This is a genomic window from Haloferax prahovense, assembly GCF_000723845.1.
Lineage (GTDB): Archaea > Halobacteriota > Halobacteria > Halobacteriales > Haloferacaceae > Haloferax > Haloferax prahovense.
The window spans coordinates 511,760-526,387 of record NZ_LK053000.1 but is presented as its reverse complement, the minus strand read 5'-3'; the positions used below and the strand labels follow the sequence as shown (position 1 = coordinate 526,387).

Annotated in this window: 16 protein-coding genes; 3 read left to right on the top strand and 13 right to left on the bottom strand. The window is 68.7% G+C overall.

The genetic code is table 11. The annotated features are described in order from the left end of the window. Positions 1–25: 25 nt before the first annotated feature. From BN984_RS02385 to BN984_RS02340, 10 genes are all read right to left on the bottom strand, one after another. The gene (locus BN984_RS02385; RefSeq protein WP_008095895.1) at positions 26–364 is read right to left on the bottom strand and encodes an AzlD domain-containing protein; all 339 of its coding nucleotides are present in this window, start codon (positions 362–364) and stop codon (positions 26–28) included. Next, positions 365–1,060 (bottom strand): AzlC family ABC transporter permease, encoded by a 696-nt coding sequence (locus tag BN984_RS02380; RefSeq protein WP_008095896.1) that lies wholly within the window; start codon positions 1,058–1,060, stop codon positions 365–367. Positions 1,061–1,127: 67 nt separating this feature from the next. Further along, positions 1,128–1,568, bottom strand: coding sequence for a hypothetical protein (locus BN984_RS02375; protein WP_049967574.1), 441 nt, complete (start codon positions 1,566–1,568; stop codon positions 1,128–1,130). Continuing rightward, the gene (locus BN984_RS02370; RefSeq protein ID WP_004975681.1) at positions 1,565–1,822 is read right to left on the bottom strand and encodes a hypothetical protein; all 258 of its coding nucleotides are present in this window, start codon (positions 1,820–1,822) and stop codon (positions 1,565–1,567) included. The genes BN984_RS02375 and BN984_RS02370 overlap by 4 nt, the downstream gene beginning before the upstream one ends. Before the next feature lies 1 nt (position 1,823). After that, on the bottom strand, positions 1,824–2,102 hold the full coding sequence (gene samp3 / locus BN984_RS02365; RefSeq protein WP_004975684.1) for a ubiquitin-like modifier protein SAMP3: 279 nt from the start codon (positions 2,100–2,102) through the stop codon (positions 1,824–1,826). A 276-nt stretch (positions 2,103–2,378) separates the two neighbouring features. Continuing rightward, a complete protein-coding gene (locus BN984_RS02360) occupies positions 2,379–2,681 on the bottom strand; it encodes a HalOD1 output domain-containing protein (protein WP_158544185.1) in 303 nt (100 codons plus the stop codon). Positions 2,682–2,946: 265 nt separating this feature from the next. Then, positions 2,947–4,905 carry an archaea-specific SMC-related protein gene (locus tag BN984_RS02355; RefSeq protein WP_049967573.1) on the bottom strand — a complete coding sequence of 653 codons (1,959 nt, stop codon included), beginning with the start codon at positions 4,903–4,905 and terminating at the stop codon, positions 2,947–2,949. Between the two features lie 34 nt (positions 4,906–4,939). After that, a complete protein-coding gene (rdfA, locus tag BN984_RS02350; RefSeq protein WP_008095906.1) occupies positions 4,940–5,584 on the bottom strand; it encodes a rod-determining factor RdfA in 645 nt (214 codons plus the stop codon). A gap of 169 nt (positions 5,585–5,753) precedes the next feature. Then, complete coding sequence (locus BN984_RS02345; protein WP_008095908.1) at positions 5,754–6,761, bottom strand: DUF1616 domain-containing protein; 1,008 nt, start codon at positions 6,759–6,761, stop codon at positions 5,754–5,756. 63 nt (positions 6,762–6,824) lie between these two features. Continuing rightward, complete coding sequence (locus BN984_RS02340) at positions 6,825–9,008, bottom strand: DUF4129 domain-containing protein (protein WP_049967572.1); 2,184 nt, start codon at positions 9,006–9,008, stop codon at positions 6,825–6,827. Between the two features lie 259 nt (positions 9,009–9,267). On the opposite strand from BN984_RS02340, the gene BN984_RS02335 reads away from it, so the two are divergent. The 3 genes from BN984_RS02335 to BN984_RS02325 are packed head-to-tail and all read left to right on the top strand — an operon-like array spanning position 9,268 to position 12,254. Continuing rightward, positions 9,268–10,692 (top strand): DUF58 domain-containing protein, encoded by a 1,425-nt coding sequence (locus tag BN984_RS02335; protein WP_049967571.1) that lies wholly within the window; start codon positions 9,268–9,270, stop codon positions 10,690–10,692. A gap of 18 nt (positions 10,693–10,710) precedes the next feature. Next, positions 10,711–11,211: a hypothetical protein gene (locus BN984_RS02330; protein WP_049968572.1), complete on the top strand. Its 501-nt coding sequence runs from the start codon at positions 10,711–10,713 to the stop codon at positions 11,209–11,211. Next, on the top strand, positions 11,208–12,254 hold the full coding sequence (locus tag BN984_RS02325) for a hypothetical protein (protein WP_049967570.1): 1,047 nt from the start codon (positions 11,208–11,210) through the stop codon (positions 12,252–12,254). Before BN984_RS02330 ends, BN984_RS02325 begins: the two co-directional genes overlap by 4 nt. 17 nt (positions 12,255–12,271) lie before the next feature. Here the strand turns inward: BN984_RS02325 and BN984_RS02320 are convergent, their stop codons facing one another. From BN984_RS02320 to BN984_RS02310, 3 genes are all read right to left on the bottom strand, one after another. Beyond that, the gene (locus BN984_RS02320; protein ID WP_049913619.1) at positions 12,272–13,261 is read right to left on the bottom strand and encodes an AAA family ATPase; all 990 of its coding nucleotides are present in this window, start codon (positions 13,259–13,261) and stop codon (positions 12,272–12,274) included. A gap of 114 nt (positions 13,262–13,375) precedes the next feature. After that, positions 13,376–14,281, bottom strand: coding sequence for a DUF4350 domain-containing protein (locus BN984_RS02315; RefSeq protein WP_008095927.1), 906 nt, complete (start codon positions 14,279–14,281; stop codon positions 13,376–13,378). Further along, positions 14,282–14,557 (bottom strand): hypothetical protein, encoded by a 276-nt coding sequence (locus BN984_RS02310; protein WP_004042058.1) that lies wholly within the window; start codon positions 14,555–14,557, stop codon positions 14,282–14,284. Positions 14,558–14,628: the final 71 nt, after the last annotated feature.

The following is a 14,628-nucleotide window of genomic DNA, read 5'->3' as shown; positions in this document are numbered from 1 at the left end:
GGACCGGACCATTGGGGGCGACGATTCAGACGACGAACCGGAGGACCCAGAGCGCACCCATGCCGACGAGGATGGTGACGAGCACGCGTTCTGTGTACCACGCGGCGAGCGCGGCCAGCGCGCCCGCGACGAGTTTGTCGTTGCCGACGGAGACCGCGAGGTCGCCGGAGGGGGCGAGGAGCGCGGGGAAGACGAGCGCCGCGAACACGGCCGCGGGGACGTACTCCAAGGCCGACTCGGCCGCCGGCGGCACGTCGTCGATGCGGCCGAACAGGTAGATGAACGACCCGCGGATGGCGAACGTGAGGACGCCCGCGAGGGCGATGACGAGCCAGACGGTCGCCGAGTCGTAGCCGGTCGGCATTCAGGCGTCGCCTCCGAGTGATTCGACGCCGAGGCCGGCGAGGACGCCGACGACGGCCGCGACGATGATGTCGAGGTGGAACGGGACGCCCGCGACGACGACGCCGGTGGCGACGAGGCCGCCGACCAGACACGACGCGCCGGACGCGCGGTCTTTCAGCGTGGGGACGAGCAGGGCGAGAAAGACCAGCGGCGCGGCGAAGTCGAAGCCCCACTCCGGCGGGAGGCCGGAGCCGAGGAGCGCGCCGGCGACGGTCGTCACCTGCCAGACGAGCCACAGCGACGCGCCCGCGCCGACGTAGTACGCGAAGCGGTCGGTCTCGCCGTCGCGGCCGTAGCGGGCGATGGAGACCGCGTAGGCCTGGTCGGTCAGGAGGTACGACGCGAGCGCCTTCGACCGGGCGGTCAGGTCGCGGAAGTAGGGCGCGATGGACGCCGAGTACATCATCGTCCGGAGGTTGATGACGACGGCCGTGCCGACGACGATGGCCAGCGGCGCGTCCGCGCCGAGGAGTTCTATCATCGCGAGTTGCGACGCGCCGGCGAAGACGAGACTGGAGAAGCCGAGGGCGTGCGCGACCGAAAGCCCCTGTTCGACGGCCGCGACGCCCGCGACGAGGCCGAACGGCGCGATGCCGAGTTGGAGCGGCCCCGCGGCCCGGACGCCGTCGAGGAGGTCGGAGGAAACGGTTGGCATCTGTCGGTAGCAGGTCGCCGCCCCCGAAATAGCCGTCTATCGTCGGGCGGTTTGCCGGCTCTTCGGCCTACCGCCTGACGACGGCGACCTCGCGGATTTCGAGCGCCGTCTCGAACTCGTCGCGGCGGTCGGCGTCCGCGCCGACGCGCCGGAGGTGTTCGGCGTGCGCCCGGCGGACCGCGTCGACCTCGCGATGCGAGAACTCGAGGTCGAGCCCCTTCGTGTCCCAGTGGCCCAGCGGGACGAGAAACACCGCCGTCTTGTCGTCCTCGTGGACGCATTCGAACCCCTGTGCGTACTCGCCCGCCCGACCGTCGAGGTACGCCTGCGCTCGGTCGAGCAACAGCGGGAGGCTGCTGGCGGGGACGCTCGCCTTCGCGGCCGCGAGCATGATGGCCGTGCCGTCGATGGCACCGCCGCGGGGCGAGCCGTCGTCGCCGTCCGGCGCGAGGCGCTCGCTGAGTCGTTCGCGCCCCGGCCGCCGGTCGCCGTCGGCACCCACGGTCATCCCCCCGCGCGCATCGCCTTGCGGGCGAACCGCTCGACAAGGTCGTCGAGCGTCTCCTCGTCGCCCTCGAACGCGAGTTGCACCTCGGTGAGTTGGATACTGCTCGTTATCGTGACCTCCTCGGTCTCGATGTCGACGGTCCAGTCGGGACCGACCACGCGGCCGTCGCCGTCGGCCTCGCCGCCGAGCCCTTCGAGGTACTGAATCGCGAGTCGGGGCGAGATGCCGCGGAACGCTCGCTGTCGGCGCGCCACGTCAGCCCCCCGCGACCGGTGGGAAGACGCTCACGGCGTCCCCGTCGTCGAGCGTCGTGGCCATCCCCTCGAGGTGGACCACCTCGCGCCCGTTTTTCAGCACGTTCACGTGCGGCTTGACCTCGCCGTCTTCGATGAGTCGGCCGGCGAGACCGTCGTACTCCGCTTCCAGCGACTCGAGGACGTCTCCGACGGTCGCGTCGTCGTCGACCCGCCAGTAGATGGACTTCTGGCCCACTACCTCCCGAAACGTCGCGAAGAAGCGCAATTCGAGTTCCATACCCCTTGTCGGCGTCCACGAGACAAAAAGGTACGTCGCGGGCGGCCACAGCGGACGGTTGGCTGGACTTATCGAGGTCAATAATTCAAATAAACTGCAAGATTATTGCCTGAAAGATCTCAACCAATTAAGTAGAATGAGCGTCGAAACGTCTCGCCCGAACGGACAGTCCAAGCGCCTTCGATACCGATCCGCGCGGGCCGGATAATTGCGGTCGGTGCGAACCGTTCGACAACGGTCGAAACATCCCCAATTAGTGTCGAACGGCCCGGCCGATTACCGTCCCGCGTCGCGGACTTCGATACGACCGACGGACTCGACGGTGACGACGAAGTCGGCGTAGTCGAACTCGAGCGATGCACCCGCCACGCGCGGGGCACCGGGCGTGTCGCGGCCGAACAGGGCGTCGAGGGCGTCGGTGTCTACGTGCTCTGTGAGCGGCGGTAGTTCCGTCGGGTCGCGGCGCGTGTGTTGGTTCACGGCCGCGGCAACCGCCTCAGAGACCGGCTCGGTACGCTCGCAGTCGTACCAAACTCGTGTCGGTTCGAATTCGTCTCGTAGCTGCGTGTCAGATGTGATGATGGTTTCGTCCCCCCAGTATCGTCCGTTCGATACGTTGGTTCGACGTGTTATATTTCTTGCGTACTAACGGTATGTCCCTTTGATAGTGTTATTATAATGCAATACTACGGTTGGGGGTTGACCGCTAAACAGCAGTGGGAGAGGCGAGTTATCGGACCATCGAGTCAATTCGAGAGGGGCAAAAGAGGTAGAGAACAGACCAGACGGGAACGGAGGAGACGGAAACGCGACCCTCGTCCCGACATCGCGCGGACTGGTCTGGTCAGGCCGCGGGTGCCACGTCGGTTCCCCACGTGACGCGCCGGTACGACTCGTCGAGGGCCTGCGCGTCCTCGGGGAGGAGGGCCGCGACGAGGAACGTCGGATACTGCTCGAAGTGGTCGACCAGCGCGGCGATGCGCTCGGCGTCGATGGCCTCGACAGAGTCGAGCAGCATGAACGGAACCTCCTCGTACACCTCGTGGACGAGATAGCCCGCGAGGGCGAACACGAGACCGACGACCTCGCGCTCGCTCTCGCTGAGGTGGTCGATGGAGTCCTCGTACACCGTCCCGGAGTCGGATTCGCGGACGATATGGAGTTCGAACTGGGTCTTTTCGACCTTGCGGCGACCCTCGCGGACCCGGCGTTCGACCTGCTCCAGCCAGACGCGCTCGATGTTGTCGTAACCGAGGAGGTCGAGAACCGTCTCCATCTCCTCGTTGAACGCCTCGACCGCCGCCGTCGTCAGCGACCGAATTCGGGTTCGCGCATCCTCGAGTTCCTCCGTTACCTGTTCGCGTTCGCGTTCGAGTTCTTCGCGCTCGTCGAACCGGTCGTCGAGCGCGTCGAGGTCGTCGTGGACCGACGCGAGGTCGTCGCGCGTCCGGTCGAGCGTGAACTCGACCTCGTTGAGCTCCTTGTGGAGTTCGATGAGGTCGCCTTCGGCCTGCCCGCGGAGGTCCGACGCGTCGGCTTCGAGCGCTTCGACCCGTTCGGCGAGCTCCTCGCGCTGGTCGGTCAGCGAGTCGATTTGTCCGGTCCGGCGGTCGAGTTCGTCTTCGAGGCGCTGGAGCTTATCCCGGAGCTTCCGGCGGTCGCGCTGGGCCTGTTCCGCCGCCCGCATCGAGCGTTCGAGTTCGTCGAGTTCGCGGCGGAGTTCGGCGCGTTCTTCGCGCTGTTCGTCTCTGACCTCGCGGAGGCGGTCGGTCGTCCCCCGAATCTGGTCGCGGTCGACCTCGGTGCCGCAGGTCCAGCACGTGATCGTCTCCGAGGAGACGAGTTGGTCCGTCACCGAGCCGCCGCCGACCGCGCCCAGCGAGTCCTCGACGAGGTCGGCCTTGCCTTCGAGCACGTCTTCCGTGTACTGGACGATGGTCTGAAGCTCCGAAATCGTCGAGTTGAGCGACTCGATGCGCGACCGAATCGACTCGATACGCTCGTTCACCTCGCCGCGGTCGACCTCGTCGGCCTCGAACGAATCGAGTTCCGACTGGAGTTCGGAGCGCTCCTCGCGGAGCGACTCGACGCTCTCGCGCTCGCTCTGGAGGCGGAAGCGGACCGTTTCGAGGTCCGACCGCGCCGACTGCAGGTCGGAAAGCACCTCGTCTAAGGCGGCTTGGTTCTCGCGTTGCGCCTCGACCGTCCGGTCTTCGGCCTCGATTTCGGCTTCGAGGTCGTCGCGCTTCGCTTCGAGGTCCTCGATTTCGGCTTCGAGGTCGTCGCGCTTCGCTTCGAGCGACCGGCGGTCGTCTTCGAGCGAGTCGAGCGAGTCGAGCTGTTGTTCGACCTGCGTTCGTCGGGTCTGTAGGCGCTCGATTTCGGCCTCGATGGCGTCGGTGTCGACCGGGGCCATGATGACGTCGTGAAGGTCGCGCTCCGCGACGACCGCCCGTCGCGCCTCGTTCGAGCCGAGGAGGAACGCAAAGCGGTCCGCGGTCGTCGTATCCCGGAGGTACGGCGTACCGTCGGTCGTGACACCGCCGTTTTCGCGGGAGAAGACGCGGGTGTAGGTCCGGCCGTCGAGTTCGAGTTCGACCGACCCCTCGTCGGCGTCGCCCTTGAGACTGGCCGCGTCGCTCCCGAACGCGCCCATAAGCGCGCGCAGGAATGACGTTCGGTTCGTCGCGTTGCGCCCGGTCAGAACGGTGACGCCGGGTTCGAGCCCGACGGTTCGTTCGTCGATACCACCGATGTTTCGTATACGGACAGTCGCCGTCTGAAGTGCCTCTGAATCGTTCATGTTTCGGATGTGGTGTGTTGGCGAGCCCGAGCCGCTACTCGTCTCTCTCGTGTCCGCAGTCGCAGTGCCCGGAGTTGAGGAGCGTCGTCGGGGTCATTCGAGTGTCACAGTCTGTGCAGGTGACGCGGATGTCTACTTCGACCTCGTACGTGCCGATGAAGACCGCTTCGGCCTTCACTAAACGGTCGATAACATCGATAGTCACCGTCCGAAGTCGGGACCGGAGCTTCCGAATCGTCGCGACTCCCGACTCGGTCGCGCTCTGCCCGTCTTCGTCGTCTTCGCGTTCGACGTTTCGGTGTCGCTTGAGGTAGTTATACACCGACTGGTAGGAGATGATGTCCGACTCCAACTGGTCGATGTCGACGCCGCGCTCGCGGAGCGTGTTCCGCGCGTCGGTGCGGCTCCCCGCGGTCACGTCGTCGCTGGTCAGGAGTCGGTAGAAGTTCTCCGCCTCCCCGTCGAGGACGTGCGCGCCGGCTTGGTCCAGCGCGGCCCGGATGAGTCGCTTGTTCACGTCGCCTTCGAGTTCACGGAGGCTCCGCCGCTCGCGACCCTCGCCGAGCCACGCGTCGACGAGGTCGTCACCGAGGCCATCGAGACCGTATCGGTCCGCGATACGCTCTATCTTCGGACCTCGGCCACCGCGGCGGGAAACCGTACTTCCAGAATCTGGCATTGTGACCTCGTTACTCGGACCTTAGCGCGGAGTACCCTAAACGTTACTTATGAATTATCAGAGGTGATAAAACTAGAACACGAACGAATTACACGATATACGCCGATTTTCTCACAGGATTCGGGCGACGACTGAGAGATATCGACGAATCATAATGCGTCACCCGACGTCACGCCTCGCGAACTGTCACCCAGAGGTGGACCTCGCGGTAGGCGTTGTCCACCGTCGGTGACGCCGGCGGCGCGCCCTCGTAGAGGAGGTACGTCAGCCGTAGGCGCTCGCCCGTCATCGTCGGGCGAACCTCGTGTGGCTCGTGCCACGTCTCGTTGTGTTCGAGCCGGGGCGTGAACGTCCGGACCCGCTCTGACTCCAACACGGTCGTCGAGTTGTTCGACACCTCGACGCGCTGGAGCACCGCGACGACGGTGTAGTTCACCGTCCGGTGTTCCTGGTTGCCGACGCCGAGGACGAGCGACGCCGGCTCGCCCCGGACGAGTTCTTCCGGGTAGTTGTCGGCGGTGAGTTCGTCGTTTCCGTCTTCGGTCAGAAGATACAGTTCGGTGAACGACTCGCCGTCTTTCGGCACCGCCACCGCGTAGCCGACGCTGGCGGTCGCGAGGACCACGCTCACGACGAGGACGACGTTCAGCATCGCGTCGGTCTGCGACGCCGGATTGAATAGCTCGTCGCGCGCGGCGGCGAACCAGCGCTTGTACGGGACCACCAGCCGTTCTTCTTCGGGAAGCGCGGACCGGCGGACCGCCGCGAACGTCGTCGCGACGAGCGTGAAGCCGCTCACGGCGACGAGGATGGGCACGAGGCGAATCCCCCAGGGCGTGAAGTTGAGGACGAGCCCGAGCAGGGGAACGACCGCGATGCTCGTCCCGAACGAGAGCGCGACCCGCTCGATACCGTCGATACCGCCCATCCTGTCGTGGTCCTCGGGGGCGTCTATCGGCGGGCCGCGCTCGGGAAACAGCGCCGCAATGAGGGCGTAGCCGGGGATGAAAAGCACGAACGGCAGGCCGACGACGACTCGCAGCGGTGTTCCCTCCAACCCGGGCGTGAGCGTCGCGACGAGCGTGAGCGCGACCCCCGCGACGACGACCGCGAGGTCGGCCGGGAGGGTGCGGAGGGGCTCGGGGAGGAACAACCGCCAGTCTTGGCGCTGCGACATCTACCCGAAGTGGGAAACACGAGCACAAAAATCATTTGTCAGCCGTCGGGGGTCGCGGCCGCACTACTCGACCGGGCCGACCGGCTCCGACGCGTCCACACCGTCGCCCGAATCGGACGACTCGGGCACGCCGGTCTCGTCTGGGGCGACGACAGAGCGGGCCGTCTCGACCAGCTCAGCGGCGTCCGCGTCGCTCACCGAGAGCCCGCTGTACGCCGCGCGCTCGTAGCCCGCGGTGAGCGATTCGAGCGCCTCCGCGGGCCCGACGCCGGCGTCGACACAGCGGTCGCAGAACTCCCAGTGGGTCGCGGCGTCGTCGATGCCGGCGGCGGCCCCGAGCGACCGGCGGACGCCCGCGTAGGCCACGACGACCGCGTCGTTGGGTCGGCCCGCGTCGAGCGCTTCGGTCGCCGAATTCAGCGCCGAAGCCTCGGTCGCCGCCTGCTCCGGCTCGGTCGGTTCGGCGCTCTCCGTCGCGGCCGACTCGGCGACGGTCGCCGCCGCGGCGTCGTCGGCGTCGTTCCGACGAAGGAGCACGGCGGCGACGAGGCCGACGACCGCAGTCCCGGCGACGACCCACGCGAGGTCGAGCGGGTCGAACGGGAGTCCGTCGGAAGCGCCGTTTCCGGCACTGGTCGCGCCGTTCGAGAGGCGAATACTCGCCGTCGCGTCGGACGGTTCGAGGTTCGTCCCCTCGCCGTCGAAGGCGACCGAGACGGTCGCGTTCTCGACGCTCGCATCGCTCGGGAGGTCGACCGCGGCCCGGTACGCGCCCGACGCGCCGGTCGTCGCCGCGGCGACCTCGCGCCCGTCGACGCTGACCGCGACCGACTGGCCGCTCACGGCCTCGCCCTCGTCGGTTTCGAGTCGGCCGTCGACGACGACGGTCCGGTCGGCGGTCTCGCGGGCGGTCACGCTGAGCGCCGTTCCCTCGGTTTCGAGCGGGACCGCGGCCGTCGCCGGGGCGAACGTGACCGCCCTCCCGTCGCCGTCGGGCGCGACACGAATCGATGCCGTGCCCGTCGCGGTCGCGGGGACGGTCGCCGAGACGGCCGACGCGCCGCTCGCGTTCGTCGCCGGCGCGGTCGCCGACGACCCGGCGAAGCTCGCGGCGACCGGGTAGTTCGACACCGGTGTCCCGTTCACCCGGACCGTCGCGCGAACCGAGACGGCGTCGGCGTAGCCGTAGGCCGACGCGGACGGCTCCGACAGGCCCGCGGTCGCGTTCACCTGCGAGACGGCGACGGGAACGACCCGCTCTGTCGCCTGATACATCGACGTGTCGTCCGGCAGGTACCGGACCGTGAGCGACGAAGTGCTGGCCGGAATCCGCGCCGGCCGGTAGGTCAGTTCGAACGAGCCGTCGGGGTCGACCGCCGACTGGACGGTCTGCCCGCCGACCGCGAAGCGGGCGCTCGTCGCCTCGACCGGCGTGCCGTTGTCGGTGACGAGCGACCCGGAGAGCACGAGCGGGTCGGTAAAGGAGATGTTCCGGTCGTAGTCGTCGACGGCGAGGCGGGTGGCGACGAACTCCCGGGAGACGATTTCGTCGCGCTGTTCCGAGACGTTCGCCTGTACGTCCGCGATTTGGGCGCTGCTCTCGGCTAAATCGCCGTCGGTCCGGTTCGAAATCGTGTCGAACGCCGCCAACAGCCGGTCTGACTGCGTCTCGCCGTCCTCGGCGAGCCGCGTCAGTTCGCGGGCGAGTTCGCGGGCGCGTTCGTCGTTGCCGGCCCGCCTCGCCGCCTCGTACTCGCGGCGCGTCTCGCGGAACTCGCTGACTGTGTCGACGTACTCCCGCTGGGTCTCGCTGACGGTCCGGTACTCCTCGCCCGCGCCGTCGCCGCCGACCTCGCCCTCGACGTCGACGTACTTGCCGAGCGAGTCGTCGTAGTCGTCGCCGAGGGCCGCTTTGGCGGCGGCGTACTCGCCCTGGCTGAGCTGCAGGGTGCTCGCCCCGATGTCGCCGTTGAGTTCGCCCGAGAGGTACGACAGCAATCGGTCGAGTTCGTTCTCGTCGTCGACCTCGTCGGGGTTCTCGTGGAGGACGCCAGTGCTGTTGTTCGTCGCGTTCGCGGTCTGTTGCAGCGGACCCGGAGCCGGCCCAAGCGCCGATACTCGGTCGGCACCCTCGAGAGACGCCGGCGCGTCCGCGTTCGGGGCGGGCGCGTCGGGCGCGTCGGCGACCGCTCCCGCAGAGACCGCCGCTACCGGCGCTGTCGCGACGAGACAGCCGACGACCAACATCGTCCAAAGCAACCGCGCCGGGCGGCCCGATTCACCACGCACTACCCGTAGCCAGACGGGGGGACCTAATGGGTTTTGGCATTCGGCTGACTCCCGGCGGGAGCAGGACGCCGGGATTCGCAGACTGCACCGAGTTAACGGCGGGTTTAACGCCCCGGTTGGCGCGCCGAGCGCACCGGGTTTCGACGGGACCCGCGCGGCCGACCGTCGCGCGCGCCAACACAAACATTCAACTTGGGCGGCACGAATCGAACCCACGATGCTTCCGACCCGTCGGTGGGCCGCGCTCGCAGGCGTCGCCTGCTTCTTCGCCGTCTACGCGGTCGTCCTCGACGAGCCGACGCCGCTTTTCGCAGCCTGCGGCCTCGCCGCGTGGCTCGTCGTCGCGCAGGTCGACGCCGTCGGGACGATGCGCGCGGTCGACCGCGACCTCTCGGCGAGCGTCTCGGTCGAGCCGACGTCCGTGTACGTCGACGACCGCGCCGCGGTGACGCTGACGGTGTCGCTGTCCGAGGCCGTCGACGCGCCCGTCGAGGTCGAACTCGTCGCGCCGCCGAGCGTGAACGCGCCAGAGCGCACGCGCCGGACGGTCGCGTTCGACCCCGGCGAGACCGCCGGGTCGGTCACGTGCAGTATCGAGTTCCCCGTCGCCGGGCGAATCGCGTTCGACGAGGTCGAAGTCGAGATCGAGGACCGTGCCGGCTTCTTCACCGAGACGCTGACGCTCGACGCCGACGCCCGCAGTCTGGTCGAATCGCCGGCCCCCGACGGCATCCACGTCGGCCGCGGCGGCGAACTGGTCGGCGCGTCCTTCGGCGACCACTCCAGCGACCAGACCGGACCGGGGCTCGTCCCCCACGAGACGCGACAGTACCTCCCCGGCGACACGCTGTCGCAGATCGACTGGAAGACCACCGCGCGCATGGACCACCCGTACATCCGCGCGTTCGAGTCCGAGTCCGACTACCTGCTGTCGCTCGTGGTCGACTGCGGTTCGAACATGAACCGCGGCCCGAACGGGCGAACGATGCTTTCGTACGCGCGCGAGGTCGCGCTCGGCCTCATCGACGCCGCCGACTCCCACGGCGACCCCGTCTCGGCGCAGTTCGTCGGCGACGCCGGGACGACCTGGGAGTTCGGCCCCTCGTCGTCCTCGAACGCCTACCAGACGATTCGGCGGCGGCTGCTCTCGATAGAGCCGACCGCGCGCTCGCGTCGTCCGGTCGGCACGTCTCGGCCGGTCGCCCCCGAAGAGGCCCGAAAGCGGAGTCGCCTCCTCGAAGGTGCCGACTCGGCGTTCGCGTCGACGCTCCGCCCGTACCTCAGCGACGGCGAGAGCTACGTCTCGCGGGTCAGCGACCGACCGGTTTTCGACGCGGTGAAGTCCGCGTGCTCGCGGTCCGACCGGCAGGACCACCTCGTGCTCATCACCGACGACTCGGCGAGAGTCGAGACCTACGAGGCGGTCGTCGTCGCGTCCAAGCGGAGCAGCCAGACGAGCGTCTTCCTCACGCCGACGACGTTCTTCGACGACGCCGCCGGGGGCGCGGGCGACACCGCCGGGGTCGTCGCCTTCGAGGAGTTCCGAAAGCGCCTCGAACGGCTCCCGAACGTCACCGCCTACGAAGTCGCCCCGAAGAGCGCGATGAACCTGGCTGCGGACCACGCCACCACAGCGGAGTGAACACCGATGGAGACACCTGTGAACCAGAGCGAACGGACGATTCGAACCGTGTTGGACGCGAACGAACTCACCCCGATGGACGTGGTCGGCGTCCTCTGTATCACGCTCGTGGCGGGGCTGACGAGCGGACTGTGGGGCGTCGCCGCCGGCGTCCTCGTCCTCGCCGTCGCGGCGGCGACGACGGGACCGCTCGCGTTCGTCGTCGCCCAACTGACCGCCGTCTCGTTCTTCGGAGACACGAGCCTCGTCGCGCTCGGTGGCGCGCAGCTCGCGGCGTTCCCACTCCTCGCGAGCGCGGCGTGCGCGTGGCCGCCGGACCGGTCGCGACTCGTTCGACTGGCGGCGGGGTACGTCCTCGCGCTCGGGGTGGCGTGGGCGCTCTGGACGTCGTTCCGGTGGGCGTGGCAGGCCGCGCTGGTCGCCGCCGTCCTCGCGGCGGCGGTCGCCTACGGGCTTCACCGCTACGAGCGCGTCGCCCTCGGCCTCGTGAGCGCGCCGGACGCGGGGGCGGAGCGATGAGCGCGGATAGCCCCTCGGACCGACCCGACCGCGAGTTGGCGAACGGCGAGACTCGCACCGTCGTTTCGGCCGCGGCTCGAGGCGACGGCGACGCCGGTCGGGGCGACACCGACGAGGCGACCCCCGACCGCGTCGAAGTCGCCGACCTCCGCCGCGAGAACGCCCGGCTCAGACAGCGCTACGAGGCGCTTCGAAGGGGTCGGTACCGACAGACCGCGACCGCGCTGGCCGCCCTGGGCGTCGCCGGCCTCCTCGGCGGTGCGGTCTTTCCGCCCGTCCGAGAGACGCTCGTCGTCCTCGGGGCTATCGGGCTGTTCGCCGCCGCGGTGACGCGGTATCTCAGCCCCGAGCGGTTCATCCCCGTCGGCGTCGGCTCGTCGGTGTTCGGCGCGCACGCGAGCAACCACGCCGCCGTCGTCGACGAACTCGGCCTGCAGGACACGATGGTCTACGTCCCCGACGCCGGCCGCGACGCCGTTCGGCTGTTCGTCCCGGAGCATCGCGGCTACGCGCTTCCCGACGCCGAGGCGCTCCGCGACACCTTCGTCGTCAGCGACGACGAACTGGCGCGCGGCGTCGCGTTCAACCCCAGCGGCGGCGGCCTGTTCGACGAGTTCGAGCGGAGCCTCGACGGCCCGCTCGGCGACGACCCCGAGACGCTCGCCCGACAGGCGACCGACGCCCTCGTGGAACTGTTCGAACTCGCCGAGACCGCGACCGCCGAGACGGACGCCGCGGACGGTCGCCTGACGGTCCGCGTCGAGGACTGCCGGTTCGGGTCGGCCGAGACGTTCGACACGCCCGTCGCGTCGTTCGTCGCCGTCGCCGTCGCCCGCGGTCTCGACGCGCCGGTCGTCGCCGAGGTCGCCGCCGGCGAGGAGATGGACTTCGCCGTCACCTGCCGGTGGGACGTCGAAGACGACGAAATTGAGTCGCCCGCGAGCGCGGCGTCGGAGGCCGAGAGTGAGGCCGAAGAATCTGTGACCGGTGAAACGGAAGCCGAAGACGCAGAAGCAGAGGCGGAAGCCGACGAGCGGCGATAGCCGTCGGCGGGTCGCGCTCAGTCGTCGTCGCCGGCGACGGAGGGCGTCGCCGACTCGTTGAGGTCGACTTCGGGCGTCGGAACAGTGTCGACGACCTCCTCGACGACCTCTCGCGGGTCGCGCCCGCTGATGTCCGCCTCGGTCCCGAGGACGAGGCGGTGCGACATGATGATTGGCGCGAGTCGCTTCACGTCGTCCGGAATCACGTAGTCGCGGCCGCGAATCGCCGCGGCGGCCTTGCCGGCCCGGAGGAACGCAAGCGAGGCGCGGGGCGACGCGCCGAAGTCGACCGCGGCGTGCGTCCGCGTCGCGCCGACGAGGTCGAGGATATAGTCGAACACTTTGTCGTCGACGTGCACGCCCGTGACGACCTGTCGGGCCTCCCCGATGTCGGCGTCGTCGATGACGTTCGAGATGTCCGAGGGCTTGAGCGACGGCGAGCGGTCGAAGCGTTCGAGAATCTCCCGCTCGTCGGCCCGCTCCGGGATTTCGACGACGACCTTGAACTGGAAGCGGTCGCGCTGGGCCTCCGGGAGGTTGAACGTCCCCTCGTACTCGATAGGGTTCTGCGTGGCGACGACCATGAACGGATAGGGGAGTTTGAGCGTCTCGCCCTCGATGGTCACCTGTCCCTCTTCCATCGCTTCGAGGAGGGCGGACTGCGTCTTCGGCGTCGCCCGGTTGATCTCGTCGGCGAGGACGACGTTCGAGAAGACCGGCCCCCGCTGGAGTTCGAACTCGCCGAGGTTCTCGCGGTAGATGTGGGTGCCCGTGATGTCCGCCGGCAGCACGTCGGGCGTCATCTGAATCCGCTGGTAGTCGAGGTTCGCGGCGTGGGCGAACAGGTTGGCGATGGTCGTCTTGGCCACGCCAGGAACCCCTTCGAGGAGGACGTGCCCGTTCGTCAGCAACGCGATGGTGAGCGCCTCTATCGCGTCTTCGTTCCCGACGAGGAGTTGTGACGTCTCGTCTAGGATGGCCTCGTAGACCTCTTCGGGAGCACTCATATACGAGACACTCAGAACGGCGACCACATATAACTGCGGTCTCGGTGCCCCGGCGAGCGAGCGGGCCAGACGAGCGGGTCGACGGAGCCGGACGGCCGCGGCCGCGACGACAGACTACGAGCGCCGGCCGCTGCGGGCGACGAGCGCGACCGCGCCGACGACGACCCCGCCGAACAGGAGTTGGAGTCCGCCGGAGCCCCGGAGCGCCCGGAGCGCGACCTGCAGCGGCGGGCGCTCCTCGGCGTGCGAGAAGTCCAACACGACGGTCGGCCGGTCGGCGACGAGCGCCTCGGCGAACGCCCGGTTGTCCGGCCGTTCGAGCATCGCGTTGATGAAGACGCTCGGGTCGCTCACGACGACCACGTCGCCCGCGCCGAGGCGCTCTGTGGTCACGACGGGGTGCGATTGGAGCGTCTCGCTCTCGTCGAGTTCGCCGTCGTCGTCGCGGTCGAGATACGAGAAGTTCGACGAGCGGACGAGGACGGTGCTTTCGTTTTCGGTCACCGTCGCCGGGTGGTTCAACGTGAGTTGCGTCACGTCGCGGGTCAGCGGGTCCGCGGCGACGCGCGTTGCCACCGGGAGCGCCCCGGATTTGTACTGGTGGCGGTCGTCGCGGAGCGGCGTCTGATTGATGCGCGCCGACGCGCCCAGTCGGCCGAGCAGGTCGTTGCCGTGGGGTCTGAAGTCGTCGGCGACGACGACGGTCCCGCCGGCCCGGACGAACGCCTCGATGCGGTCGGCCTCGGCGTCGGTGTAGCCCCGCTCCGGCGAGATGACGAACGCGACGGTTCCCGCGGGGTCGACCTCGCCGTACTCGGTGGTGTTGTAGACGACTTCGGTCTCGGCACCCGCGTCCGATGCGACCCCACGGATTCCGGAGCCGCCGTCCCACGCGGCGTTGAACGCGCCGTAGGTGGACGACGAGGTGCTCGCGCCGACGCCGACGCCGAGGAGCATCGTGACGAGGAGCGCCGCGGCCAAGAGGTGCGGGGAGCCGACCTCGCGTGAGCCGACGCGCACTCAGAACACCCCCGGCGGGAGGATGTCGAGGATGCGTCTGACCACGATGTAGCCGAAGGCGACGAGGCCGCCGCCGATGAGCCACAGGAGCCGTCGCCGCCACGCGGGCGTCACCGCGACCGGCGCGGTGAGTTCGACGACGACGAGGAACCCGATGAGAGACACGACGAAGACCAGCTCGTACGAAAGCGAGTCGAGGAGGACCAAGACGAGGGTCGCGCCGAGCATCCAGGCGAGCTGGGCGCGGATGAACCGCTCGCGTCGTGCCGTTGCCATGTACGGTCGTGGACGGGGCGGGATAACTAAACTATCGCTTGTGGGGTCCGGTCAGGACGGGGGCGGTGTGA

Bases quoted from the DNA above. Each gene is read 5' to 3' on its own strand.
- BN984_RS02385 (WP_008095895.1), bottom strand. From the start codon at position 364: ATGCCGACCGGCTACGACTCGGCGACCGTCTGGCTCGTCATCGCCCTC.
- BN984_RS02375 (WP_049967574.1), bottom strand. From the start codon at position 1,568: ATGACCGTGGGTGCCGACGGCGACCGGCGGCCGGGGCGCGAACGACTC.
- BN984_RS02340 (WP_049967572.1), bottom strand. From the start codon at position 9,008: ATGTTGGTCGTCGGCTGTCTCGTCGCGACAGCGCCGGTAGCGGCGGTC.
- BN984_RS02310 (WP_004042058.1), bottom strand. From the start codon at position 14,557: ATGGCAACGGCACGACGCGAGCGGTTCATCCGCGCCCAGCTCGCCTGG.
- rdfA (WP_008095906.1), bottom strand. From the start codon at position 5,584: ATGCCAGATTCTGGAAGTACGGTTTCCCGCCGCGGTGGCCGAGGTCCG.
- BN984_RS02325 (WP_049967570.1), top strand. From the start codon at position 11,208: ATGAGCGCGGATAGCCCCTCGGACCGACCCGACCGCGAGTTGGCGAAC.
- BN984_RS02380 (WP_008095896.1), bottom strand. From the start codon at position 1,060: ATGCCAACCGTTTCCTCCGACCTCCTCGACGGCGTCCGGGCCGCGGGG.
- BN984_RS02345 (WP_008095908.1), bottom strand. From the start codon at position 6,761: ATGTCGCAGCGCCAAGACTGGCGGTTGTTCCTCCCCGAGCCCCTCCGC.
- samp3 (WP_004975684.1), bottom strand. From the start codon at position 2,102: ATGGAACTCGAATTGCGCTTCTTCGCGACGTTTCGGGAGGTAGTGGGC.
- BN984_RS02335 (WP_049967571.1), top strand. From the start codon at position 9,268: ATGCTTCCGACCCGTCGGTGGGCCGCGCTCGCAGGCGTCGCCTGCTTC.
- BN984_RS02355 (WP_049967573.1), bottom strand. From the start codon at position 4,905: ATGAACGATTCAGAGGCACTTCAGACGGCGACTGTCCGTATACGAAAC.
- BN984_RS02320 (WP_049913619.1), bottom strand. From the start codon at position 13,261: ATGAGTGCTCCCGAAGAGGTCTACGAGGCCATCCTAGACGAGACGTCA.